Origin of the sequence: Kitasatospora hibisci, from assembly GCF_043950205.1 — a bacterium.
GTDB lineage: Bacteria > Actinomycetota > Actinomycetes > Streptomycetales > Streptomycetaceae > Kitasatospora > Kitasatospora hibisci.
On record NZ_CP171642.1, the window covers coordinates 6,127,126 to 6,148,777 of the forward strand.

Here is a 21,652-nt window from a genome sequence, read left to right on the forward strand (position 1 = left end):
GTCCCGTAGTTGGGGCATCGATCGGGCATCGACCGGGCGGGCGGGGTGCCGGACCGCGGGGCTTGGCCGCGGTGGCGCGGGGCCGCCGCGGGCGGGGCTACCTGCGGCCGAGTCCGGCGTCCGCCACCGGGCTCCGGCCCGTGGCCGCGAGCACCTTGTTGAGCAGGGTCAGGTCGTAGATCCCGTTCAGGTTCGGCTTCTTGAGCAGGCCGACGGCGACGGCATGGTCGGCCTCGGCCTGGAGCGTGCCGGCCAGCGGGTCGTCCAGGAAGTCGATGTCGGCCCAGGCCGGGTCGAGGACGGCCGGTTCCAGGGCGTTGCCGGCCTCCTTCCTGATGGCCTCGTTGGCGTCGGCCTTGGCCTTCTCCGGGTTGGCCTCGATGAAGGCGTTGGCGGCCACCGAGCCGCGCAGCACCGCCTCCACCACGTCCGGGTGCTCGCTGAGGAACCTCTGCGAGACGACGATGTTGGTGATCACGAACTTCTCGTCCGGCCAGAGGTCCTTCTCGTCGAGCAGGACCTTCGCGCCGAGGGCGACCAGCTTGGAGGCGGTCGGCTCGGGCACCCAGGCGCCGTCGATCGATCCCTGCTTGTAGGCGTCCGGGGTGACCTTGTTGTCCGAGCGGACCACGGAGACGTCGCCGGCGCCGGACTGGGCGTCGACCTTGTAGCCCTTGCCGGCCAGGTAGTCGAGCAGCGCCACGTCCTGCGTGTTGCCCAGCTGCGGGGTGGCGATCTTCTTGCCCCTGAGGTCGTCCGGGGAGGCGACCTTGTCCGGGTCGGCCACCAGCTTGACCCCGCCGGAGGCCGAGCCGCCGATGATCTTCAGCGACTTGCCCTCGGACCTGGTGTAGCCGTTGATCGCGGGGGAGGGGCCGATCCAGCCGATGTCGATGGAACCGGCGTTCAGCGCCTCGATCTCGGCCGGGCCCGCGTTGAAGACCTGGGTCTTGAGCCGGGTGCCGCCGAGCTCCTTCTGGAAGAGACCCTCCTGCAGCCCGACCAGCGCCGTGCCGTGGGTCAGGTTGGCGAAGTAGCCGATCTTCACGGTGTCGGCGGAGAGCTTCGCGCCGGACGCCCCCGGAGGCGAACCCCCGGCGGCGGAGTCGGACGTCTTGTCCGCGCTCTTCGAGCCGTAGCCGCAGGCGGAGAGCAGTGTCACGGCGGTCAGGCCGGCCAGGGCGGCCGCGGTGGTGCGTCCGATCCGGCCGGCGGCCGGGCGTGCCGGGGCGGGTGGGGCGGAGGCGTGCGGGAGGGGCCGGTTCGGTGCCATGGCAGGGGTCCTGTTCACGGACGGACCGTCAGAAGGCGGTCTCGGGAGGGAAGTCGGTCAAGGTGGCGCTTGCGGCATCGGGGGACGCCGGGCAAGCCGGGTCGGCGCTGCTGTTCCGGTGGGGACGGACAGCGGCCGGCCCGGTGACAGGGCGTTCTCAGCCCTGCCGGCCCACACATCGGACCAGACCGCCCTGGCCGCTGCCGAGGACGCCTCCCCCGGACTTCGTCCGGGGGTGCCCCCATCCGATGCGGCCGCCTTCCTTGTCCATGCCCGAGAACGCCTCGATGGGCATCAGACCCAGTCCTCCTCGTCGGGTGCCTCCGGAGCGCCGGTGCGTACGGTGTCGAAGGCCTCGCCCGCCATGCCGGCGGTGAGGGTGGTGCCGTCGGCCGGGTCGATCAGGAGGAAGGAGCCGGTGCGGCGGTTGTCGGAGTAGGCGTCGAGGGCCAGCGGTTCGGCGGTGCGCAGCACGACGTGGCCGATGTCGTTGACGTTCAGTCCGTGGGTGCCGGGGCGTTGTTCGAGGGTGTCGATGTCGATGCGGTAGGAGATGTCCTTGACGAGGGCGCGCACCGTGCGGGTGGTGTGCTTGAGGAGCACTTTGTCGCCGGTGCGCAGGGGGCGCTCGTTGAGGTGGCTGACGGTGGCTTCGATGTCCTTGGTCGGTCGGGGGGCGGGGTCGGCGGCGATGAGGTCGCCGCGGGAGATGTCGATGTCGTCGGCGAGGCGGATGGTGACGGACTGGGGGGCCCAGGCGATGTCCGTCTTCTGGCCGAGGGCGTCGATGTCGGTGACGGTGGTGGTGTGGCCGGAGGGCAGGACGGTGACGGTGTCGCCGACGCGCAGGACGCCGGAGGCCAGCTGGCCGGCGTAGCCGCGGTAGTCGGGGTGTTCCTCGGTCTGCGGGCGGATGACGTACTGGACGGGGAAGCGGGCCGGTTCGGCGGTGGGGTCGCTGCCGACCGGGACGGTCTCCAGGTGTTCCAGCAGGGTCGGGCCGCCGTACCAGTCCATGTGGGCGGAGGGTTCGACGACGTTGTCGCCGGCGAGGGCGGAGATCGGCACCGCTACCACGTCGTTGATGCCGAGGGAGGCGGCGTAGGCGGTGAACTCGGCGGCGATGGCGGCGAAGACGGGCTCGGCGTAGTCGACGAGGTCCATCTTGTTGACGGCGAGGACGACGTGGGGCACGCGTAGCAGGGCGGCGACGGCGGCGTGCCGGCGGGTCTGCTCGACGACGCCGTTGCGGGCGTCGATCAGGACGACGGCGAGTTCGGCGGTGGAGGCGCCGGTCACCATGTTGCGGGTGTACTGCACGTGGCCGGGGGTGTCGGCGAGGATGAACCGGCGTCGGGGGGTGGCGAAGTAGCGGTAGGCGACGTCGATGGTGATGCCCTGCTCGCGCTCGGCGCGCAGGCCGTCGGTGAGCAGCGCGAGGTCGGGTGTCTGCTGGCCGCGGCCCAGGGAGGCGCGTTCGACGGCCTCCAGTTGGTCGGCGAGGACGGACTTGGAGTCGTGGAGCAGGCGGCCGACCAGGGTGGACTTGCCGTCGTCGACGGATCCGGCGGTGGCGAAGCGCAGCAGGGAGGTGGCGCTGGTCTCGGTGGTGGTGCTCATTTAGAAGTACCCCTCGCGCTTGCGGTCTTCCATCGCGGCCTCGGACAGTTTGTCGTCGGCGCGGGTGGCGCCGCGCTCGGTGAGGCGGCTGGCGGCGATCTCGGTGATGACGGCCTGGATGGTGGTGGCGTGGGAGTCGACGGCGCCGGTGCAGGACATGTCGCCGACGGTGCGGTAGCGGATCATGCGGCGCTGGACCGGCTCGTCGTCCTTGGGGCCGCCCCACTCGCCGGCGGTCAGCCACATGCCGGCCCGGGAGAAGACGTCGCGCTCGTGCGCGTAGTAGATCTCCGGGAGTGCGATGCCTTCGCGTTCGATGTACTGCCAGACGTCGAGCTCGGTCCAGTTGGAGAGCGGGAAGACCCGGACGTGTTCGCCGGCGGCGTGGCGGCCGTTGTAGAGGGACCAGAGCTCGGGGCGCTGGCGGCGCGGGTCCCAGGCGCCGAACTCGTCGCGCAGGGAGAAGACGCGCTCCTTGGCGCGGGCCTTCTCCTCGTCGCGGCGGCCGCCGCCGAAGACGGCGTCGAAGCGGTTGTTCTCGATGGCGTCGAGCAGTGGGACGGTCTGCAGGGGGTTGCGGGTGCCGTCGGGGCGTTCGCGCAGCCGGCCGTCGTCGATGAAGTCCTGGACGTGGGCGACGTGCAGGCGCAGGCCGTGCTCGGCCACGACGCGGTCGCGGTAGGCGATGACCTCGGGGAAGTTGTGGCCGGTGTCGACGTGCAGCAGGGAGAACGGGATCGACGCGGGGGCGAAGGCCTTGAGCGCCAGGTGCAGCATGACGATGGAGTCCTTGCCGCCGGAGAAGAGGATCACGGGGCGCTCGAACTCCCCCGCGACCTCGCGGAAGACGTGTACCGACTCGGCCTCCAGCGCGTCCAGGTGGGACAGCGTGAAGGGGCTGTCGTCGGTGCGCACGGGACGGTTGGTCGCGGTGGTCATGCGAGTCCCCTCTCGGTCAGGAAGGCGTGCAGCTCGGCGGCGGAGTCGGCCACGTCGCGGTCCTGGGTCTGGATCCGCAGCTCCGGGTCGGCGGGGGCCTCGTACGGGTCGTCCACGCCGGTCAGGCCGGAGATCTCGCCGGCCGCCTGCTTCGCGTACAGGCCCTTGACGTCGCGTTCGGCGCAGAGCCCGACGGGGGTGGCGACGTGGATCTCCAGGAACGCGGTGTCGTTGGCGGCGTGCCGGGCGCGGACCGCGGCACGGGAGTCGGCGTAGGGGGCGATCACCGGGGCGAGCACCTTGACCCCGTGGGCGGCCAGCTTCTCCGCGACGAAGCCGATCCGGGTGACGTTGGTGTGCCGGTCCTCGCGGGTGAAGCCGAGGCCCTTGGAGAGGAACTCGCGGATCTCGTCGCCGTCCAGGACCTCGACCTTGTGGCCCTCGGCGCGCAGCCGCCCGGCCAGCGCGAAGGCCAGGGTGGTCTTGCCCGCGCTGGGCAGCCCGGTCAGCCACACGGTGGCACCGCGCTCGCAGGGGGCGGCCGCGGGGGCCGCCTCTGCGGCTCCGTCGGCGGCCGGGGTGTGGACTGTCGTCACGGTGGGGTCTCCAGGAGGGGGTGGGGGGATCGGCGGGGGATCAGAGGTGGATGCCGCACTCGGTCTTGCCGGAGCCGGACCAGCGGCCGGCCCGGGCGTCCTCGCCCTCGGCCGGCTTGCGGGTGCAGGACAGCGGCGAGCAGCCGATGGAGGTGTAGCCCTCCCACAGCAGCGGGTTGAGCAGCACCCCGTGGGCGGCGACGTAGGCGTCGACGTCCTCCTGCGTCCACCGGGCGATCGGGGCGATCTTGACCTTGCGGCGCTTCGGGTCCCAGGAAACCACCGGGGTGTTCGCCCGGGTGGGGGACTCGTCGCGGCGCAGCCCGGTGGCCCAGGCGTCGTAGCCGCCGAGTCCGCGGTTCAGCGGCTCGACCTTCCGCAGCGAGCAGCAGAGGTCCGGGTCGCGGTCGTGCAGGTTCGGCCCGTACTCGGCGTCCTGCTCGGCCACGGTCAGCCGCGGCGTGAGGGTGATGACGTTGACCGGCATGGTCGCCGCCACCGCGTCCCGGGTGCCGATGGTTTCCGCGAAGTGGTAGCCGGTGTCCAGGAACACCACGTCCACGCCGGGCAGCACCGAGGAGGCGAGGTGGGCGACGACGGCGTCCTCCATCGAGGAGGTGACGCAGAACCGCCTGCCGAACGTGTCGGCGGCCCACTGCAGGATCTCCTGCGGGGTCGCCTCCTCCAGCTCGCGGCCGGCCTTCTCCGCCGCCGCACGGTGGTCAGTCGTCGTGCCGGTCACGTGGCGTACCCCCGTTGGTCGGTGACAGCAGGCCGAGGAACTTCAGCTGGAAGGCGCGGCGGCAGCCGTGGCACTCCCAGGCGCCGTGCCCGGCCTCGGACGGGCGCAGGTCCTCGTCCCCGCAGTACGGGCAGAAGAACGGTGCCGCTCTTTCGCTCATGACAGCTGCTCCTCGTCGGCCCGGGCCGCCCACTGGGCGAAGCGCTCGCCCTCGGCGCGGCCGGCCCGGTAGCGGGTCAGCACGCGCTCGACGTAGTCGGGCAGGCCGTCCTTGGTGACCTTGAGGCCGCGGACCTTGCGGCCGAAGCCGGCCTCCAGCCCGAGCGCGCCGCCCAGGTGGACCTGGTAACCCTCGACCTGGTCGCCGTTCTCGTCGGTGACCAGCTGGCCCTTGAGACCGATGTCGGCGACCTGGATCCGGGCGCAGGCGTTCGGGCAGCCGTTGATGTTGATGGTGAGCGGCTCGTCGAAGTCCGGGAGGCGTTCCTCCAGCTCGTCGATGAGCGTGCGGCCGCGCTCCTTGGTCTCGACGATGGCGAGCTTGCAGTACTCGATGCCGGTGCAGGCCATGGTGCCGCGGCGGAACGGTGACGGGTTGACCCGCAGGTCCAGCGCCTCCAGGCCGGCCACCAGCGACTCGACCCGGTCCTCGGCGATGTCGAGGACGAGCATCTTCTGCTCGGCGGTGGTGCGCAGGCGGTCGCTGCCGTGCTCGGCGGCGAGGTCGGCGATCTGCCCGAGCAGCTTGCCGTTGACCCGGCCCACCCGCGGGGCGAAGCCGACGTAGTACCGGCCGTCCTTCTGCCGGTGCACGCCGACGTGGTCGCGCCAGCGGCCGCTGGGCTCCTCCGGCGCGGGGCCGTCGACCAGCGGGTACTTGAGGTACTCGTCCTCCAGTACCTGACGGAACTTCTCCGGGCCCCAGTCGGCGACCAGGAACTTCAGCCGGGCGCGGTTGCGCAGGCGGCGGTAGCCGTAGTCGCGGAAGATGCCGATCACGCCGCCGTAGACGTCCGCGACCTCGTCCAGCGGGACCCAGGCGCCCAGGCGCACCCCGAGCTTCGGGTTGGTCGAGAGGCCGCCGCCGACCCAGAGGTCGAAGCCGGGGCCGTGCTCCGGGTGGTTCACGCCGACGAAGGCGACGTCGTTGATCTCGTGCGCGACGTCCAGCAGCGGGGAGCCGGAGACGGCGGACTTGAACTTGCGCGGCAGGTTGGAGAACTCGGGGTTGCCGATGAAGCGGCGGTAGATCTCCTCGATGGCGGGGGTGCCGTCGACGATCTCGTCCTCGGCGATACCGGCCACCGGGGAGCCCAGGATGACGCGCGGGGTGTCGCCGCAGGCCTCGGTGGTGGAGAGGCCGACGGCCTCCAGCTTCTGCCAGATCGCCGGGACGTCCTCGATCCGGATCCAGTGGTACTGGACGTTCTGGCGGTCGGTCAGGTCGGCGGTGCCGCGGCCGTACAGCTCGGAGACCTCGGCGATCGCCCGGAGCTGGGCGACGGTCAGCCGGCCGCCGTCGACGCGGACGCGGAGCATGAAGAACTCGGCGTCCAGCTCGTGCGGCTCCAGGATCGCGGTCTTGCCGCCGTCGATGCCCTCCTTGCGCTGGGTGTAGAGACCCCACCAGCGCATCCGGCCGCGCAGGTCCGCCGGGTCGATCGAGTCGAAGCCGCGGTGCGCGTAGATCGTCTCAATGCGTGTCCGCACATTGAGACCGTCGTCGTCCTTCTTGAACTGCTCGTTGGCGTTCAGCGGAGTGAAGTGGCCCATGCCCCACTGGCCCTCACCGCGGTGGCGGGTCGCCTTGCGGGCCGCGGCGGGGCGGCGCGCGGCGGTGCCGTCGGCCGTGGGCTCGGCGGTCTCGGGAGTGGTGGCCATGGTGAAGTCCTTCGGGGCAGGTGGCTCTGACGCCGGGTTGGTCGCGGTGCGTGCTCGGCGGTGCGGTGCTGCTGTGACCTGCTGGTTTCTCAGGGCCGGGAGAGCAGTGACCGAGGCCGGGCGGGCGCCTGCGCATCCGCTTCGGCGGTTGCGGCGAGGGGGGTGGGCGCCGGGTGCGGTGGGTGTCGCGGGGTGGGCTCAGGTCACCGGACAGATGGCGCTGGACACGCGAAGGAGATCGACGTGGAGTCGACCTACCAGGGTGGTTCCGGCGCTTGGCATGGCAAGAGATTCGCACGGCGCATGACTCGCGGTCCACTAACGTCCGTATTGTGGACGCACTGGTTTCGCATCCCGAGACGATCGAGCGTTCCCGCCGCTCCCCGCTTCCGCCCCACTGTCGCCGCTCGGCGGTCCGGAGATCAAGGGACCGGCCCCGGCCCGATAACGTTGGGCCTGTGCAAGCAGCAGGCGAGACGACGAGACCGAACCCCGAGCGGCCCTCCCGTCGTCGGGGCAGGGGCTCCCGGCGGGCGGCCAAGCAGGTCACCTGGCGCAGTACCGCCTGGGCCCTGGTCAAGGACACCACCAACACCTGCGTCGAGTACCGGGTCACCGGGCTCGCCGCCGAGGCGGCGTTCTTCACCCTGCTCTCCATCCCCCCGCTGCTGCTCTGCCTGGCCGGAACGCTCGGCTATCTGGACGACTTCGTCGGCGCCGGCACCATCGACTCGCTGCGGCAGGACATCCTCAAGGCCTCCGGGACCGTCCTCACCGACTCGTCGGTCAAGGCGGTCGTGGTCCCGCTGCTGGACGACGTCTTCAACCACCGGCGGCCGGACCTCGTCTCGCTCGGCTTCCTGCTCTCGCTCTGGTCGGGCTCGCGCGCGCTCTACATCTTCATCGACACCATCACGGTGATGTACGGGCTCGACGGCAAGCGCGGCATCGTCAAGACCCGGACGATGTCGCTCGGCCTCTACCTCGGCGCGCTGGTGATCGGCTCGCTGGTGCTGCCGCTGCTGCTGGCCGGCCCCGGACTGGTGCAGAACGCGGTGGGCGTCGGCCTCGCGTCCGTGGTCAACGCCTTCTACTGGCCGGTCGCGATCCTGCTGCTGATCGTCTCCCTCACCACGCTCTACCACCTGGCCGTGCCGGTCTCCACCCCGTGGCGCGAGGACATCCCCGGCGCCCTGGTGGCCCTGGTCGTCCTGGTCTTCTGCAGCGTGGGGCTCCGGTTCTACCTGGTGAGCTCGGTCGAGGGCCGCTCGGCGTACGGCTCGCTGGCCGCGCCGGTGGCCGTGCTGCTGTGGATCTTCGTGGTCGCGCTCGCGGTGCTGATCGGCGCCGCGATGAACGCCGCCATAGACCGCCGCTGGCCCACGCTGGAGACCGCCGACGCGCGCGCCGAGAACGAGCGCGCCCACGAGGAGGCGGCCGCCGCCGTGGTCCGTGAGGTGGCCGCCCGGCGCGCCGTCGAGCGGGCCCGCCGGGCGCGCGAGCTGGGTCTCGCGGAGGGCGCCGAGGAGGAGTACTGGGAGGACGAGGGCGAGGACGTCGACGCACCCTCGGAGTACCCGGAGCGCTGGGCCGACGTGCTGGCCGCCGACAACGTGCGGGCCCGGCTCACCACGCGCGGCGGCCCGCACCACCGGCCGACCCCGCCGCCGCCCGACAGCGACCGGCCGACCGCGCCGCCGCCGGAGCGTCCGCTGCCCGGACCCCCGCCCCGGCCGCCGTGGGACCAGCGGCGCTGAGGCGGGGGTCCGCGTCCGCGGGGGTGTCCGGTCCGTGGACGGCCGGCTCGCGGTGACGGGGCCCGTGGCCCCGCTTCGGGCCTTGGCCGGGGGAACCCGCGGGTGAAAAACCGGTTGGCAGGGCCGGAGCGGCTCGCTACGGTCTGATCAGTCCGGTTCGAAGGGCCGCCGTTCTCGCGGCCCGTGGAGAGAAGCAGGAGGTGGGCCCGATGACTGTCACGGTCCTCACGGCTGCCCTGGGCAGCGCTCGCACCCACCTCTCCCTCCCGGCCGCAGGCTGACGCCGCTCCTCTGGCGCGCGCAGCCGCAGCCCGGCGGGATCACATTCCTCCCGAAGGGCCCACTGCGTTGTTCGACGCTGCCTCCGTTCCGTCCTCCCCCGTCTCCTCTTCTTCTTCCTCCCTGCTCGACACTCCGGGTTCCCCGCTGGCCGCCTACGGCTGGACGGACGAGCTCGCGGAGCAGTTCGCCCCGTTCGCCGAGGCCGGGCTGACGCCGGCCCGCGTCGTCCGGGTGGACCGCGGCCAGTGCGACGCCGTCCTGGTCGACCCGGGGACCGGTGAGCTGTGCACCGTCCGCGCCGACACCCGCCCGGTCGCGGACGCCGACATGATCAACTGCGCGTGCACCGGCGACTGGGCGGCCGTCGACCTCGCGGCCCGGCCGATGACGGCCGTCGCCGCGCTGCTGCCGCGCTCCACCGCGATCATCCGCAAGGTGGCCGGCAAGCGGTCCGACGGCCAGATCCTGGCCGCCAACGTCGACACCGTGCTGATCGCCGCCTCGCTCGCCGCCGAGCCGGACCTCGGCCGGATCGAGCGCTTCCTGGCGCTGGCGTGGGAGTCCGGCGCCGAACCGGTGGTCGTCCTCACCAAGGCCGACCTGGTCCACGACGCGGAGTTCATCCGCGCCGACGTCGAGGCCGCCGCCCCCGGTGTCACCGTGCTCGTGGTCAGCGCCGAGACCGGCGAGGGGGTGGACGCGCTGCGCGCCTGCATCCCCGGCACCACCGCGTTCATCGGCCAGTCCGGCGTCGGAAAGTCGACCCTCACCAACGTCCTCGCCGGTGCCGAGGTGATGGCCGTCCAGCAGGCCCGCGCGGTGGACCAGAAGGGCCGCCACACCACGACCGCCCGCGAGCTGACCGCGCTGCCCGGCGGCGGGGTGCTGATCGACACGCCCGGCCTGCGCGAGGTGGGCCTCTACGGCGGCGAGGGGGTGGCCCTGGCCTTCGCCGACATCGCGGAGCTGGCCGAGTCCTGCCGCTTCCACGACTGCGGGCACGCGAGCGAGCCCGGCTGCGCGGTGCAGGAGGCGCTGGCCGACGGCACGCTGCCGGAGCGTCGGATGGAGAGCTACCGCAAGCTCCAGCGCGAGAACGACTGGATCGCCTCCCGCTCGGACGCCCGGCTCGCCACGGCCCGGGTGAAGAAGTGGAAGGCCGTCACCAAGTCGATGCGCGCCGCGGGCGGCACCGTGAAGTGGTGACGCCCGGCCGGCCGTCCTGCTGACGCCCGGACCGCTCCGCCCCGGACGCCGTCCGGGCCGGAGCGGTCCGGGCGTGCATCACCGCTGGTCGCCGGCCGGCTCCCGGCGCAGGTCGGCCACCAGCCGGAACCGCTCCAGGACGACCGGCGTCCCGTCGTGCACCGTGAAGTCCGGGTCGCCCAGCGCGGACCGCATCTGCGGACCGTGCCAGAACCCCTCGTGGACCCTCCGCCACTCGGCCACCGTCGTGTAGCCCTCGCCCTCGTCGAGCGCGTGCTGCAGGTCGACCTCGGCCAGTGCCACGACCCGGACCTCCGTCGTCTCGGTCACGGCCACCACCGTGCCGTCCGAGTCGACCACCGCGGAGGGTACCCCGACCTGCGGCAGCGGCTCGTTCTCGTGCTCGTAGTCGGCGACCAGGCCGGTGGTGCTGGTCTTCGCACCGCTCAGCACCGCCGCGACCAGCTGATCGCGCAGCGGTCCGGGGAAGGCGAACTCCTCGATCCGCATCGCGGACACCCGGGGGTCGTCCGGACCGGTGTACGGCTGCACGTTCAGCTGCTCGCTCATGAGGCTCCTGTCCGGACGGCGGCCGGTCTGCCGCGAAGGGGGCGCCGCTGGTGGTGGGGCGCCACCGGGAGGTGGACGCCGGCCAGCGTATCCGCCGGCCCGGGCCGACGGCGCGCGGTTTTCCGCCCCGCTCCCCGGGCGGCCGCACGACCCGCGGGGCCGCCTTCCGCCGCTCACGCCCACGTCCGATTTCCGCCAGTCGGCCGGTCGCGGGTGCCGCAGACTGGACAGCGTGATCGACGACGACATCCGGTACCGAGCAGTGGACAGCCGCGACGCCCGCTTCGACGGCGTCTTCTTCACGGCCGTCACCTCGACCGGCATCTACTGCCGACCGAGCTGCCCCGCCGTGACCCCCAAACGTGCCAACTGCACCTTCTACCCCAGCGCGGCCGCCGCCCAGGGCGCCGGATTCCGCGCCTGCCGCCGCTGCCGCCCGGACTCGGTGCCCGGCTCACCGGAGTGGAACCACCGCGCCGACCTGGTCGGCCGCGCCATGCGGCTGATCGGCGACGGCCTGGTCGACCGCGAGGGCGTCGCCGGGCTCGCCCAGCGCCTCGGCTACAGCGCCCGGCAGCTCCAGCGCCAGCTCACCGCCGAACTCGGTGCCGGGCCGATCGCACTGGCCCGCGCCCGCCGGGCCCAGACCGCCAGGCTGCTGCTGCAGACCACCGAACTGCCGATCACCGAGATCGCCTTCGCGGCCGGCTTCGCCTCCGTCCGGCAGTTCAACGACACCGTCCGCGAGGTCTACGACCGCACCCCGAGCGGGCTGCGCGCCGAGGTCGCCGCCGGCCGGCGCAGCGCCACCCCGGCCGGCGGCCTCACGCTGCGCCTCGCCTACCGGGGCGCCCTGGACAGCGACCACCTGATCGGCTTCCTGGCGCTGCGGGCCGTCCCCGGCGTCGAGGAGATCGTCCCCGGCACGCGCCCCGGCGTCCGCACCTACCGGCGGACCCTCGCGCTGCCGTACGGGCACGGCATCGCCGAGGTCGACGGACTCGCGCCGGGGGACCCGTGCACCCGCGGCTGGCTGGACTGCCGCCTGTTCCTCGCCGACCTGCGCGACCTCCCGACCGCCGTCCAGCGGCTGCGCATCCTGTTCGACCTGGACGCCGACCCGGACGCGGTGGACGAGCAGCTCGGCGCCGACCCGCTGCTCGGCGCGCTGGTGGGCGGCCGGCCGGGCCTTCGCTCGCCCGGCCACGTCGACCCGCACGAGCTGGCCGTCCGCGCCGTGCTCGGCCAGCAGATCAGCGTCGGCGCCGCCCGCACCCTGGCCGGCCGGCTCGCCGAGAAGTACGGCACCGCGCTGCCCGAGCCCGACGGCGGGCTGCGGCTGCTCTTCCCGACCGCCGCCGCCCTGGCGGTGGCCGACCCCGAGGACTTCGCCATGCCGGCCGCCCGCCGGAAGGCGCTCACCGGCCTCTGCGCAGCTCTCGCCGAGGGCATCGTCCGCCTGGACGGCGGCGTCGACCGGGAGGAGGCGGCGGCCCAGCTGCTGGCCCTGCCCGGCATCGGCCCGTGGACCGTCGGCTACCTGCGGATGCGGGCGCTCGCCGACCCGGACGTCTTCCTGCCGAGTGACGTCGGCGTCCGCCACGGCCTCACCGCACTCGGCGCCCCGGGCGACCCGAAGTCCGCCGCCCGCGTCGCCGAGGCCTGGGCACCCTGGCGTTCCTACGCCGTGCACCGGCTCTGGGCGGGCGCCACCACTGACATCAGCACCGGAACGGAGAACATCCGAGCATGAGCACCACCGTCTTCACCTTCATGGAGAGCCCCTTCGGCCGCCTGCTGCTGAGCGGCGTCCGGCCGGCGGAGGGCGGACCGGCCGCCCTGGCCACGGTCACCGCCCCGGGCCAGAAGTACGCGCTGGCCGAGCCCGCGGACGACTGGGTCCACGATCCGGACGCACTCGCCGAGCCCGTCGCGCAGCTCACCGAGTACTTCGCCGGCAAGCGCACCACCTTCGACCTCCCGCTGGCGCCGGCCGGCACCGACTTCCGGCAGAGGATCTGGGCAGCCCTGGACGACATCCCGTACGGCGAGACGGTCACCTACGGTCGGCTGGCAGCCCTCGCCGGCGCCGCACCGCAGGCCGTCCGCGCCGTCGGCGGCGCGGTGGGCGCCAACCCGCTGCTCATCGTCCGGCCCTGCCACCGCGTGGTCGGCGCCAACGGCGCGCTGACCGGCTTCGCGGCCGGGGTCGACCGCAAGCGCTGGCTGCTGGACCTGGAGAGCGGCGCGCTGTTCTGAGCCGCCGGCCTTCCGCGGCCCCGGGCGGGCCGGCCCCGGACGGCCGGACGGGCCCGGGGCGCCTCCTAAGTGCTCGGCGTGAGATCGACGCGCCAGTCGTGGCTGCGCATCCACCGGCCGGAGGGGAACTCGAAGTCGGTCTCGCCGACCAGGGTGAAGCCGGCCTTGCGGCAGACCGTGTTGGAGGCGGGGTTGTCCACCGACGGGAAGGCGTGCAGGTGCCGGAACCGGGCCGCCGTACGTGCCTCGGCCACCGCGGCGCGGGCGGCGGCGACCGCGATGCCCCGGCCCTGGTGCTCGGGGAGGACGTTCCACCCCATCTCGTGGACGCGCTCGCCCTGCCAGGTGCGGGTGCCGTAGCCGACCGTGCCGACCGGTTCGGCCTCCCCGGCGAGGACGATGCGGAACATGCACCCCAGGCCGGACGGGACGAAGTCCAGGTAGCGCTGGTGGCGTACGAGCAACTGCTCCTCGGTCTCCGGGCCGCCGACGTGCTTCTTCATCCCCGGGGTGTTCACCCGGCGCAGCAGCGCGAGGTCGGCGTCCGTCCAGGGCTCGATGTGGATCTGTGCGGCGGTCATGCCGGGACGCTAGTCGGAGCCGTCGCCCGGCGGACACCGAATTTCGCCGCCCGGCGGCGGACTACTCGGGGCCGGTCGGGCGGGCCAGGGCGCGGGCCAGGCTGTCCAGTGCGGGCAGCGCCTGCATGACGGCCTCGCGGTCGGCGGGGGAGAGGGTGCCGAGCGCGGTCGCGATGCGGCGCTCGTGGGCGTGCTGCCAGTCGTCCAGCTGGCGCCGTCCGGCCGGGGTGAGGGCGATCCGGGCGGTGCGGCGGTCGCCGGGGTCGGCCTGGCGGTCGACGAAGCCGGCCTCCAGCAGTTTGCCGACCAGGCCGCTGACGGTGTTCGGGGCGAGCCGCTGGCGGTCCGCGAGCTCGCCGACCCGCAGCGGGGCGGCGGCGAGCGTCTGGAGGAGTTCGACCTGCGCCATCGGCAGGGACTCCCACGGGTAGTCGGTGCGGATGCTGCTGCGCAGGGCGCGGCGCAGCCGGGTGACCACGTCGGTCAGCCGCCGGGCGCGCTCCAGCGCCGTGGGCGCGAGGTCCGCCGGGGCCTCCTCGCCCGCCCGGTCCTCGGCGGTTTCGGCGGCGGGGTCGGCGGCGGGGTCGGGTACGGACGGCGACGGCGACATGGCGGACAGCGTATCGCCTGGTGGCGGCCGCCCCGCGAGCCGGTCTGGCGCCGATCAGATCGTAGAGAGAACATATCTGTATCCGATATATTTCTCGTATGGACACCGCCGCCCTCGCCTCCCGGCTGCTCACCGAGCGTCCCCGGCCGCACCGCGTGGCCCGGTGGCGGTACGCCCACTGGCTGGCGGTCGGCACGGTCTGCCTCGGGGCGTTCCTGGGGCAGCTGACGGCGAGCATCACGGCGCTCGTCTTCCCCGCCCTCGGGCGGCACTTCGACGCGGGCTTCGCCTCCGTCGAGTGGGTCGCGCTCGCCTACCTGCTGGTGCTGGTGGCCCTGTTGGCCCCGATCGGCCGGCTCTCCGACCTGGTCGGGCGAAAGACCGTGTACCTCGGCGGCTTCGCCGTCTTCGCGCTGGCCTCGCTCGGCGCCGGGTTGGCCGGGGGCCTCTGGGCGCTGGTGGCCTTCCGGGCGGTCCAGGCCGTCGGCGGCGCGATGATGCAGGCCAACAGCGTAGCGCTGGTGGCGCGCGGGGTTCCCGGGCACGCGATGCGGAGGGCACTGGGCGTGCAGGCGGCCGCGCAGGGCCTCGGCCTGGCGCTCGGGCCGAGCCTGGGCGGCCTGCTGGTGGAGCACGCCTCCTGGCGCTGGGTGTTCTGGATCAACGTGCCGATCGGCGTGCTGGGCATCCTGGCGGGCTGGTTCCTGCTGCCCTGCACCCGCCCCGAGGGCGTGCCGGGCCCCCGGGTCCGGGCGAGGGCGCACGGCGGCGGCCACTTCGACCTGGCCGGACTGCTCCTGCTCACCGGGGCGACCAGCGCGCTGCTGCTGGCCCTCTCCGCCTCCTCCGGCCTGCCGCTGCCCGGCTGGGCGGTGGCCGTGCTGCTGCTCGCCGCGGTGGTGTGCGCGCTCGGGCTGGTCCGGCAGGAGCGGCGCGCGGCCCGGCCGATCCTGGCACCGGGCCTGGTGAACACCCCCGGGGTGCGGTCCGGCCTGGTGGTCTCGCTGATCGGCTACCTGCTGCTGTTCTGCCCGCTGGTGCTGGCCCCCGTCCTGCTCGCCGGGGCCGGTGTGCCGACGTCCCGGGTCGGCCTGGTGGTGACGCTGCTGCCCGCCGCGTTCGCGGTCGCGGCCACCGCCGGCGGCGCGATGCTGCCCCGGGTCTGGTCGGACCTGGCCCGCTGCCGGCTGGGCGCGGCCGTCGCGGGCGCGGGGCTCCTGCTCTTCGCCCTGCTGCCGGCCGGCGGTGCGGGGGCGGGTGCCGCGGGGGTGGGCGGTCTTCTGCCGGTCGCCGTCGCGCTGGCGATCGCCGGCTGGGGGCTGGGCCTGCTGCTGCCCGCCAACAACGCGCTGGTGATGGGGGCGATCCCGGCGGAGTGCTCGGCGGTCGGCGGCGGCATGGTCAACATGGCCCGGAGCCTCGGCACGGCCCTCGGTACCGCGCTGCCCGTGCTCGGCGTCCACCTGGCGGGCGCGGCGACCGGTGGGCGGGCCGTGCTGCTCGCGCTGGCCGCGGTCGCGGGCCTCGCGGTGGCGGTGGCCCGCCCGGCCCGGCGCCGCTGAGCCCGGCTGCGGTGCCGCTCGGTCCGTCCGCGGCCGCGGACGGACCGAGCGGGAAACCGAACCGGGGTGCGGCGGACGGTCGAGCCGTCCGCCGCCCCCGGCCGAGCCGTCAGGAGGCGGGGACGCCCGGGGCGGCGCCGCGCTCCTTGAGCATGTCGGTGATCAGCTGGATCTCCGAGATCTGCCCGTTCACCATCGACTGCGCGAGCCGCTTCTCGGTCTCGTTCTTCGCCATGTCGACGTAGCCCTGGGCCATCTCGACCCCGCCCTTGTGGTGCTCCAGCATCAGCTGCAGGTAGTACACCTCGGCCTCGCGGCCGCTGAGCGAGCGCAGCTTGCCGAGCTGGGTGTTGGTGGCCATGCCGGGCATCAGCGAGCCGTCGTGCGCCTCGTAGGTGTGGTGCATGTTCATCCACACCATCGGCTTGGCCGCGGAGTGCTGCGAGAGCCCCCACTGGTCGAGCCAGCCCATCATCATCCCGCGCTGGTTGGCCTGGGTGTTGATGATGTCGAAGGCGAGGGTGCGGACCGGCTCGTCGCTCGTCCGGTCCCGGACGATGAACGACAGGTCGACGGCCTGCTGGTGGTGGGTCGCCATGTCGCGGGCGAACCCGGCCTCGGGGGAGTCGTCCGCCGGCACGCTGAGCGCCGACGAACCCGAGGCGGACGTCCCACCGGCCACCAGGGCAGGTATGCCGAGGGCGAGGGCGAGCGAGGCGGCCAGCACGGCCGGCCACCACAGTCGCCGACGGGAGGACGCCCGGGGCGCCTCGCCGTCCTCCTCCACGGGGATCACCGAGTCCGCGGTCACATCGACCCCATGGTGCAGGACGCGCCCGGCTCCTGGGTCTGCTGGCCCTGCACGTACTTGGTGAAGAAGGCGTTCACCCGGGGGTCACTGGCGCTGTCCACGACCAGCTGGGTGCTCCAGGCGCTGAGGGTGATGGTGCCCTTCTCGTCCGGGTACGGGCTCATCAGCGAGTACGGGGTGGCCTGCACCTTGTCGGAGAGGGCCTTGATGTCGTCGGGGGTGGCCTTGTCGTTGTAGGTCACCCAGACCGCTCCGTGCTCCAGCGAGTGGACGGCGCGCTCGTTCTCGACCGGCTGGTCGTAGACGTGGCCCATGCAGTCCAGCCAGACCGCGTTGTGGTCGCCGCCGACCGGCGGCGTCTGCGGGTAGGTGACCTTCTCCTTGACGTGGTTGCGGCTCAGGTCGCCGAAGGTCTGCACGCCGTCGATCGGCGCGCTGGCGGCGGCCTCCTTGGCCTTCTTGTCCTTGTTGGCGTCCATCACGATCCAGGTGCCGGTGGCGATCGCACCGATCACCAGGACGCCGACGACGACCGAGGCGATGATCTTGTTGCGGCGGTCACGGCGCTGCTCGGCGGCGCGGAGCTCGGCGATTCTGGCGCGGCGGTCGCCGGCGGCCTTGCCGCCGGGCTTGTTCGACTGCTTGGAGGCGGAACCCATGCGGTGTCCTTGTCCCCGCCGCGCGCTCGTGGCGCGGCGGTCTGAAGAGGGGGCGGAGGGGCGGATCCGTCGGTGGTGCCCGTCGTGCCGGCCGCTCGGGCGGGCAGGGGGGAGGACCGGCGGTGGGTTCCGCTCAGGACCGGTGTACTTGGAGTTCGTGCAGGTCGGGCGCCGGATGCGGACCGTCCAGCAGCCCGGTCGGCACCACCCGGGGCAGGGCCTCGGGCAGCTCGGTGCCGGGCGTCACGGCGGGCTGGGGCTGCGGCGGCGGGTTGGGGAGCTGGGCGTCCTGCCCGCAGTACGGGTGGCCGGAGCAGCCGTTGTCGCGGCGCGGCGGCTCGCCGTCGGCGGAGCACAGCGTCCGGTGCCGCGGACCCTCGGCGTGCCGGCCGTCGGCGCGGGATCGGTCGGTGCGCGGGCCCGCGTGGTGCGGCGGTGCGCCGTCCGGGCCGTCCGCGGTGGGACCGCCCACGGGGGTCGTCGGGGCCGCCGGAACCGGGGCGGAACGGTCGGCCGGGACGGCCGAGGCCTGGCCCGCGCACGGCAGCGCCGTCAGCAGCGCGACCAGCAGCAGGACCAACAGCGCACCCACCGGGCGGCCCGCGAGCGCGGCCCTCCCCGGTCGGGGCGAGCTGGGGGCCGACGCGGTCATGCGCACATTTAATCAGCCGAACGAGTGAAGCGATGCCCCTCCTCAGACCCCATTTTCGGCACTCGACGGGGGCGAACACCCCCGTAAACGCCCTGGCCGGGGCAGTTCCGGCAAGCACGGACGGAACGGAACCGGAACGCGGGGCGAATCCGGTGACCCGGATCATCCGATCAGTGCACGGTTTGTCGCCGAAAGCCGGACAGGGCCGTTTGCACTTGGAGACAATGACGCGAGTCCGGCCCCGCCGGGGGCGGCGCGACCACGGACCGACCAGGAGCCGCCAGATGACCACGACGGGTGCACCCGCACAGCCCCACCGGCCGGACGACAGCTGGTGGGACGCGGTCTACGAAGGGCCGGCGGGCACCCTCCCGGACACTCCGGGCGCGGCGGCGGGGGAGGGCAGCGTCGACGACTGGTTCGAGACGGCCGCCGGGCTGATCGGACCGCAGCGCACGGGTGCGTCGGCGGACGCGGCGGTAGTGGCGTCGGCGGAGGTTCGGGCGGAGGCGGTGGCCTCGCCGGGCGGGGACGGTCCGGCCGGTGACGCGCTGCTGGAGCGGGACAGCATCGACGACTGGTTCGACACCGCGGTCGGCGTGATCGGACCCGAGTATGCGGGTGAGCATGCCGGGACGCACAAGTTCCCGGCACCCGCCTGGGCCGACGCCACCCGCGAGCCGGAGCCGATGGCGGTCGAGCCTCAGCCGGAGCCGGAGCCGGAGCCGGAGCCGGAGCCGGAGCCGGTTGCCGAAGCCGTGCCCGGTCCCGGTCCCGTCCTGCAGAAGACGCCGGAGCCGGAGCCGGAGCCCGAGCCGGAGCCCGAGGCAGTGTCGGAGCCCGCCCCCGAGCCGGCGGACGAAGCGGAGCCGGCACCCGAAACCGCCCCCGCCGTGCCGTCCGCGCCCCGCCCCACCGCCGGGCGTTCCCCGCTCGCCGCGGGCGGGCCCGCGATGCCGCACGTCGGTGAGCGCCCGCCCACGTACGGGCCCGAGCCCACCGCCGTGCCGGAGGCGGACCCCGGCGCGCTCGGCGCCGTCGTGCCGGACACCGTGCTGGAGGGCGCGCAGTACGGCAGCGCGATCCTGCGCGCCGTCTCCGTCCGAGGTGACTCCGCCCGCTACCGGGGGGAGCCCCGGCGGGACACGCTGCTGGTGACCAGGTTCGGCGAGGCCCCCGACGGACTGCTGCTGGCCGCGATCGGGGGCTTCGACCGGACCGGCGGTGACGAGGCGGCTCCCGAGGCGGTCGCCACCGCCACGGCCGAGGCCTGCCGTCAGCTCGCCGGCGCGATCGGACGGAGCCGGGCCGGGCTGGCCGCCGACCTGCGGTCCGGTGCGCGCGACCGGCTCCGGTACGGCCTGCAGCGCCTCGCCACCAGCGCCGTCGCCCCGCTGCGGGCGCTCGCGCCCCGGCCGGAGGAGGAGGGCGTGCCGTCCCCCGCCGCGCTGCACTGCCTGCTGGTCTCGCTCGATCCGTCGGCCTCCTACCGGGTGGCCTTCGGAGTCGGTCCGGGCGGGCTCTACCTGCTGCGCTCCGGCCACTGGATCGACGCGTACGCGGCGCGGCTGCTGCACCACCCGGACGGCCAGCCGCCGGTCCCGGAGGCCCCGCGGCCGTTCCGGTTCCGGATGGTCCCCGCGACGCCGGGCGACATCCTGCTGCTCTGCGCTCCGGGCCTGGCCCGGCCGATCGCGGAGGAGCCGGCTGTCGCCCACTTCCTGTCCACCCACTGGGCGCACCCGCACCCGCCGGGCACCGTGGACTTCCTCCGCCAGGTGCAGGTCCGCGCCAAGGGCTACGCCGACGACCGCACCGCGGCCGCCGTCTGGACCGAGTGAGGGCCGGGCCCCAGGGCCCGGTGGCGTGAGGCCGTCAGCCCTCGGCGCCGAGCAGCGCGCCGCAGGCCGACTCGGCCAGTGCGAGGGCCCGGGTGCGCCGGGCGCCCGGGAGACCGAGGGCCAGCGGGACGGCGAGGCCGTCGAGCAGGGCGCGGATCTGGGCGGCGCGCTCGGCGGCGATGCCGGGGGTGAAGCGGCCGGACGCGGCGCCCTCGTCGAGCAGGGCGACGAGGTCGGCGTCCCACGGGGCCTCGATCTCCAGCTGCCCCTGTCGGAGCTCCTCGCTGGCGGGGGAGCGGCCCCATACCTCGACCCAGAGGATCCAGCGCGGGTCGCCGGGGCCCTCGGGCAGGTAGAGCCGGGTGTACTCGGAGAGCCGGTCCCAGACGTCGCGGCCGCCGTCGGCCAGGGCGGCGCGGCGGCGGCTGCCGAGCTGGTCCTCGCTCCAACGCAGCGTCTCCAGCAGCAACTGGTCCTTGCTGCCGAAGTAGTACAGCAGGTGCCCGGCGCTCATCTGGAGCTGCTTGCCGAGGCCGGCCATGGTGAGCTTCGCGAGCCCGTGTTCGGCGATCGCGGCACGCGCGGTGGCGAAGACCTCCTCGCGGGGGCGCGCCGGGCGGCGCGGGCGGGGGTCCGCCATCTGCTGTTCTCCTCTGTGCCGCTGGGGCCCACACCGTAGCGGCCGTGGCCCGGCCGGCCGCCCACGGAGGCGGCGGCCGGCCGAGCCCCGGCCGGTCGGGCCGGTACGGGTCAGGCCTGCGGCTGCTGCTGGGTGATGCAGTGGATGCCGCCCCCGTTGGCGAAGATCTCGCGGGCGTCGACCAGCTCGACGGTCCGGCCCGGGTAGGCCTTCTCCAGGATGGCCTTGGCCTCCTGGTCGCGCGGGTCGGCGAAGGCGCAGAGGATCACGGCGCCGTTGGCCACGTAGTGGTTGATGTAGGAGTAGTCGACCGGCTCGTCCTCCTCGTCCAGCAGGACGGTGGGGGCGGGCAGTTCGATCACCTCCAGGGCGCGGCCCCGGGCGTCGGTCGAGGCGCGCAGGATCGCCACCAGTTCCTTGCACACCTCGTGGTCCGGGTGGGCCGGGTCCGGCTGGACGTGGGCGACCACGACGCCCGGGCGGACGAAGGAGGCGACGATGTCGATGTGGCCGCGGGTGCCGAACTCGTCGTAGTCGCGGGTGAGTCCGCGCGGCAGCCAGATCGCCTTGGTGGTGCCGAGGAAGGCGTGCAGCTCGGCCTCGACCTCCTCGCGGGTCCAGTCGGAGTTCCGGCCCTCGCCGAGCTGGACGGTGTCGGTGACGAGCACGGTGCCCTCGCCGTCGACGTGGATGCCGCCGCCCTCGTTGATCAGCCGGGAGGCGAAGCGCCGGACGCCGGTCAGCTCGGTGATGTGCTCGGCGATGTGCTGGTCGTTGTCCCAGCGGGCCCAGCCCTGGGCGCCCCACCCGTTGAAGATCCAGTCGGCGGCGGCCAGGCCGCCCTTGCCGTCGATCAGGAACGACGGGCCGATGTCGCGCATCCACGCGTCGTCCAGCGGGCGCTCGACGATCTCGACCTGCTCGGCGACGTACTTCCGGGCCTCCTCGGTCTCGCCGGTGTTGACCACCAGGGTGACCGGCTCGTACCGGACGATCGTGTTGGCGACCGCGGCCCAGGCCTCGCGGCCGGCGTGCAGGTGCTCGGCGCTGTCGAAGGTCGGGTTGGCGGTCGGGAAGGCCATCCAGGTGCGGTCGTGCGGGTGCCACTCGGCGGGCATCCGGTAGCCGAGCGAGGCGGGGGTGGGGGTGGTCATCGTGGCTTCCTAGCGGG

At 73.9% G+C, this 21,652-nt stretch carries 23 protein-coding genes; 6 read left to right on the forward strand and 17 right to left on the reverse strand.

What is annotated here, in order from left to right; translation table 11 throughout:
* Nucleotides 1–97 precede the first annotated feature (97 nt).
* From ACF9IK_RS26835 to ACF9IK_RS26875, 9 genes are all read right to left on the reverse strand, one after another.
* Nucleotides 98–1,273, reverse strand: a complete 1,176-nt coding sequence (locus ACF9IK_RS26835; protein ID WP_395296658.1) for an aliphatic sulfonate ABC transporter substrate-binding protein — start codon at nt 1,271–1,273, stop codon at nt 98–100.
* Nucleotides 1,274–1,430: 157 nt separating this feature from the next.
* A complete protein-coding gene (locus ACF9IK_RS26840) occupies nt 1,431–1,568 on the reverse strand; it encodes a hypothetical protein (RefSeq protein WP_395296659.1) in 138 nt (45 codons plus the stop codon).
* Entirely contained in the window at nt 1,568–2,893 is a 1,326-nt protein-coding gene (locus ACF9IK_RS26845) for a sulfate adenylyltransferase subunit 1 (protein ID WP_395296660.1), read from the reverse strand. Before ACF9IK_RS26845 ends, ACF9IK_RS26840 begins: the two co-directional genes overlap by 1 nt.
* Complete coding sequence (gene cysD, locus ACF9IK_RS26850; protein WP_395296661.1) at nt 2,894–3,832, reverse strand: sulfate adenylyltransferase subunit CysD; 939 nt, start codon at nt 3,830–3,832, stop codon at nt 2,894–2,896.
* Entirely contained in the window at nt 3,829–4,428 is a 600-nt protein-coding gene (cysC, locus tag ACF9IK_RS26855; RefSeq protein ID WP_395296662.1) for an adenylyl-sulfate kinase, read from the reverse strand. The genes cysD and cysC overlap by 4 nt, the downstream gene beginning before the upstream one ends.
* A 40-nt stretch (nt 4,429–4,468) precedes the next feature.
* Complete coding sequence (locus ACF9IK_RS26860; protein WP_395296663.1) at nt 4,469–5,170, reverse strand: phosphoadenylyl-sulfate reductase; 702 nt, start codon at nt 5,168–5,170, stop codon at nt 4,469–4,471.
* On the reverse strand, nt 5,151–5,330 hold the full coding sequence (locus ACF9IK_RS26865; protein WP_238740113.1) for a hypothetical protein: 180 nt from the start codon (nt 5,328–5,330) through the stop codon (nt 5,151–5,153). Before ACF9IK_RS26865 ends, ACF9IK_RS26860 begins: the two co-directional genes overlap by 20 nt.
* Nucleotides 5,327–7,051, reverse strand: a complete 1,725-nt coding sequence (locus ACF9IK_RS26870) for a nitrite/sulfite reductase (protein WP_395296664.1) — start codon at nt 7,049–7,051, stop codon at nt 5,327–5,329. Before ACF9IK_RS26870 ends, ACF9IK_RS26865 begins: the two co-directional genes overlap by 4 nt.
* A 198-nt stretch (nt 7,052–7,249) precedes the next feature.
* The gene (locus ACF9IK_RS26875; RefSeq protein ID WP_310593185.1) at nt 7,250–7,333 is read right to left on the reverse strand and encodes a putative leader peptide; all 84 of its coding nucleotides are present in this window, start codon (nt 7,331–7,333) and stop codon (nt 7,250–7,252) included.
* A gap of 176 nt (nt 7,334–7,509) precedes the next feature.
* Between ACF9IK_RS26875 and ACF9IK_RS26880 the strand changes: the two genes are divergently transcribed.
* Nucleotides 7,510–8,808, forward strand: a complete 1,299-nt coding sequence (locus ACF9IK_RS26880; RefSeq protein ID WP_395296665.1) for a YihY/virulence factor BrkB family protein — start codon at nt 7,510–7,512, stop codon at nt 8,806–8,808.
* 348 nt (nt 8,809–9,156) lie between these two features.
* Nucleotides 9,157–10,296, forward strand: a complete 1,140-nt coding sequence (gene rsgA, locus ACF9IK_RS26885) for a ribosome small subunit-dependent GTPase A (RefSeq protein WP_395296666.1) — start codon at nt 9,157–9,159, stop codon at nt 10,294–10,296.
* Nucleotides 10,297–10,374: 78 nt separating this feature from the next.
* Here rsgA and ACF9IK_RS26890 read toward each other — a convergent pair whose 3' ends face one another.
* Complete coding sequence (locus ACF9IK_RS26890) at nt 10,375–10,806, reverse strand: ASCH domain-containing protein (protein WP_395298693.1); 432 nt, start codon at nt 10,804–10,806, stop codon at nt 10,375–10,377.
* Nucleotides 10,807–11,098: 292 nt separating this feature from the next.
* Here ACF9IK_RS26890 and ACF9IK_RS26895 point away from each other — a divergent pair, with 292 nt between their 5' ends.
* Nucleotides 11,099–12,619 carry a DNA-3-methyladenine glycosylase 2 family protein gene (locus ACF9IK_RS26895; RefSeq protein WP_395296667.1) on the forward strand — a complete coding sequence of 507 codons (1,521 nt, stop codon included), beginning with the start codon at nt 11,099–11,101 and terminating at the stop codon, nt 12,617–12,619.
* Complete coding sequence (locus tag ACF9IK_RS26900) at nt 12,616–13,125, forward strand: methylated-DNA--[protein]-cysteine S-methyltransferase (protein ID WP_395296668.1); 510 nt, start codon at nt 12,616–12,618, stop codon at nt 13,123–13,125. The genes ACF9IK_RS26895 and ACF9IK_RS26900 overlap by 4 nt, the downstream gene beginning before the upstream one ends.
* Nucleotides 13,126–13,190: 65 nt before the next feature.
* On the opposite strand, the gene ACF9IK_RS26905 is transcribed toward ACF9IK_RS26900, so the two are convergent.
* Both ACF9IK_RS26905 and ACF9IK_RS26910 read right to left on the reverse strand, forming a co-directional pair.
* The gene (locus ACF9IK_RS26905; protein WP_395296669.1) at nt 13,191–13,706 is read right to left on the reverse strand and encodes a GNAT family N-acetyltransferase; all 516 of its coding nucleotides are present in this window, start codon (nt 13,704–13,706) and stop codon (nt 13,191–13,193) included.
* A gap of 61 nt (nt 13,707–13,767) precedes the next feature.
* Entirely contained in the window at nt 13,768–14,316 is a 549-nt protein-coding gene (locus tag ACF9IK_RS26910; RefSeq protein WP_395296670.1) for a MarR family winged helix-turn-helix transcriptional regulator, read from the reverse strand.
* Between the two features lie 98 nt (nt 14,317–14,414).
* Between ACF9IK_RS26910 and ACF9IK_RS26915 the strand changes: the two genes are divergently transcribed.
* On the forward strand, nt 14,415–15,878 hold the full coding sequence (locus ACF9IK_RS26915; protein WP_395296671.1) for an MFS transporter: 1,464 nt from the start codon (nt 14,415–14,417) through the stop codon (nt 15,876–15,878).
* A gap of 109 nt (nt 15,879–15,987) precedes the next feature.
* On the opposite strand, the gene ACF9IK_RS26920 is transcribed toward ACF9IK_RS26915, so the two are convergent.
* From ACF9IK_RS26920 to ACF9IK_RS26930, 3 genes are all read right to left on the reverse strand, one after another.
* Nucleotides 15,988–16,689 carry a DUF305 domain-containing protein gene (locus ACF9IK_RS26920; RefSeq protein ID WP_395296672.1) on the reverse strand — a complete coding sequence of 234 codons (702 nt, stop codon included), beginning with the start codon at nt 16,687–16,689 and terminating at the stop codon, nt 15,988–15,990.
* Nucleotides 16,686–17,348, reverse strand: a complete 663-nt coding sequence (locus tag ACF9IK_RS26925) for a DUF3105 domain-containing protein (protein WP_395296673.1) — start codon at nt 17,346–17,348, stop codon at nt 16,686–16,688. The genes ACF9IK_RS26920 and ACF9IK_RS26925 overlap by 4 nt, the downstream gene beginning before the upstream one ends.
* A gap of 133 nt (nt 17,349–17,481) precedes the next feature.
* Entirely contained in the window at nt 17,482–18,000 is a 519-nt protein-coding gene (locus ACF9IK_RS26930) for a hypothetical protein (protein ID WP_395296674.1), read from the reverse strand.
* Nucleotides 18,001–18,284: 284 nt separating this feature from the next.
* Here ACF9IK_RS26930 and ACF9IK_RS26935 point away from each other — a divergent pair, with 284 nt between their 5' ends.
* A complete protein-coding gene (locus ACF9IK_RS26935) occupies nt 18,285–19,841 on the forward strand; it encodes a hypothetical protein (RefSeq protein ID WP_395296675.1) in 1,557 nt (518 codons plus the stop codon).
* A gap of 34 nt (nt 19,842–19,875) precedes the next feature.
* Here the strand turns inward: ACF9IK_RS26935 and ACF9IK_RS26940 are convergent, their stop codons facing one another.
* On the reverse strand, nt 19,876–20,481 hold the full coding sequence (locus tag ACF9IK_RS26940; RefSeq protein WP_395296676.1) for a TetR family transcriptional regulator C-terminal domain-containing protein: 606 nt from the start codon (nt 20,479–20,481) through the stop codon (nt 19,876–19,878).
* A 110-nt stretch (nt 20,482–20,591) separates the two neighbouring features.
* Nucleotides 20,592–21,635, reverse strand: a complete 1,044-nt coding sequence (locus tag ACF9IK_RS26945) for an agmatine deiminase family protein (protein ID WP_395296677.1) — start codon at nt 21,633–21,635, stop codon at nt 20,592–20,594.
* Nucleotides 21,636–21,652 lie beyond the last annotated feature (17 nt).

What these genes read in the sequence shown, in the direction of transcription:
- ACF9IK_RS26835 (WP_395296658.1), bottom strand. Translation starts at nt 1,273, where the DNA reads ATGGCACCGAACCGGCCCCTCCCGCACGCCTCCGCCCCACCCGCCCCG.
- ACF9IK_RS26840 (WP_395296659.1), bottom strand. Translation starts at nt 1,568, where the DNA reads ATGCCCATCGAGGCGTTCTCGGGCATGGACAAGGAAGGCGGCCGCATC.
- ACF9IK_RS26845 (WP_395296660.1), bottom strand. Translation starts at nt 2,893, where the DNA reads ATGAGCACCACCACCGAGACCAGCGCCACCTCCCTGCTGCGCTTCGCC.
- cysD (WP_395296661.1), bottom strand. Translation starts at nt 3,832, where the DNA reads ATGACCACCGCGACCAACCGTCCCGTGCGCACCGACGACAGCCCCTTC.
- ACF9IK_RS26865 (WP_238740113.1), bottom strand. Translation starts at nt 5,330, where the DNA reads ATGAGCGAAAGAGCGGCACCGTTCTTCTGCCCGTACTGCGGGGACGAG.
- ACF9IK_RS26870 (WP_395296664.1), bottom strand. Translation starts at nt 7,051, where the DNA reads ATGGCCACCACTCCCGAGACCGCCGAGCCCACGGCCGACGGCACCGCC.
- ACF9IK_RS26875 (WP_310593185.1), bottom strand. Translation starts at nt 7,333, where the DNA reads ATGCCAAGCGCCGGAACCACCCTGGTAGGTCGACTCCACGTCGATCTC.
- ACF9IK_RS26890 (WP_395298693.1), bottom strand. Translation starts at nt 10,806, where the DNA reads ATGCGGATCGAGGAGTTCGCCTTCCCCGGACCGCTGCGCGATCAGCTG.
- ACF9IK_RS26900 (WP_395296668.1), top strand. Translation starts at nt 12,616, where the DNA reads ATGAGCACCACCGTCTTCACCTTCATGGAGAGCCCCTTCGGCCGCCTG.
- ACF9IK_RS26905 (WP_395296669.1), bottom strand. Translation starts at nt 13,706, where the DNA reads ATGACCGCCGCACAGATCCACATCGAGCCCTGGACGGACGCCGACCTC.
- ACF9IK_RS26910 (WP_395296670.1), bottom strand. Translation starts at nt 14,316, where the DNA reads ATGTCGCCGTCGCCGTCCGTACCCGACCCCGCCGCCGACCCCGCCGCC.
- ACF9IK_RS26915 (WP_395296671.1), top strand. Translation starts at nt 14,415, where the DNA reads ATGGACACCGCCGCCCTCGCCTCCCGGCTGCTCACCGAGCGTCCCCGG.
- ACF9IK_RS26925 (WP_395296673.1), bottom strand. Translation starts at nt 17,348, where the DNA reads ATGGGTTCCGCCTCCAAGCAGTCGAACAAGCCCGGCGGCAAGGCCGCC.
- ACF9IK_RS26930 (WP_395296674.1), bottom strand. Translation starts at nt 18,000, where the DNA reads ATGACCGCGTCGGCCCCCAGCTCGCCCCGACCGGGGAGGGCCGCGCTC.
- ACF9IK_RS26935 (WP_395296675.1), top strand. Translation starts at nt 18,285, where the DNA reads ATGACCACGACGGGTGCACCCGCACAGCCCCACCGGCCGGACGACAGC.
- ACF9IK_RS26940 (WP_395296676.1), bottom strand. Translation starts at nt 20,481, where the DNA reads ATGGCGGACCCCCGCCCGCGCCGCCCGGCGCGCCCCCGCGAGGAGGTC.
- ACF9IK_RS26945 (WP_395296677.1), bottom strand. Translation starts at nt 21,635, where the DNA reads ATGACCACCCCCACCCCCGCCTCGCTCGGCTACCGGATGCCCGCCGAG.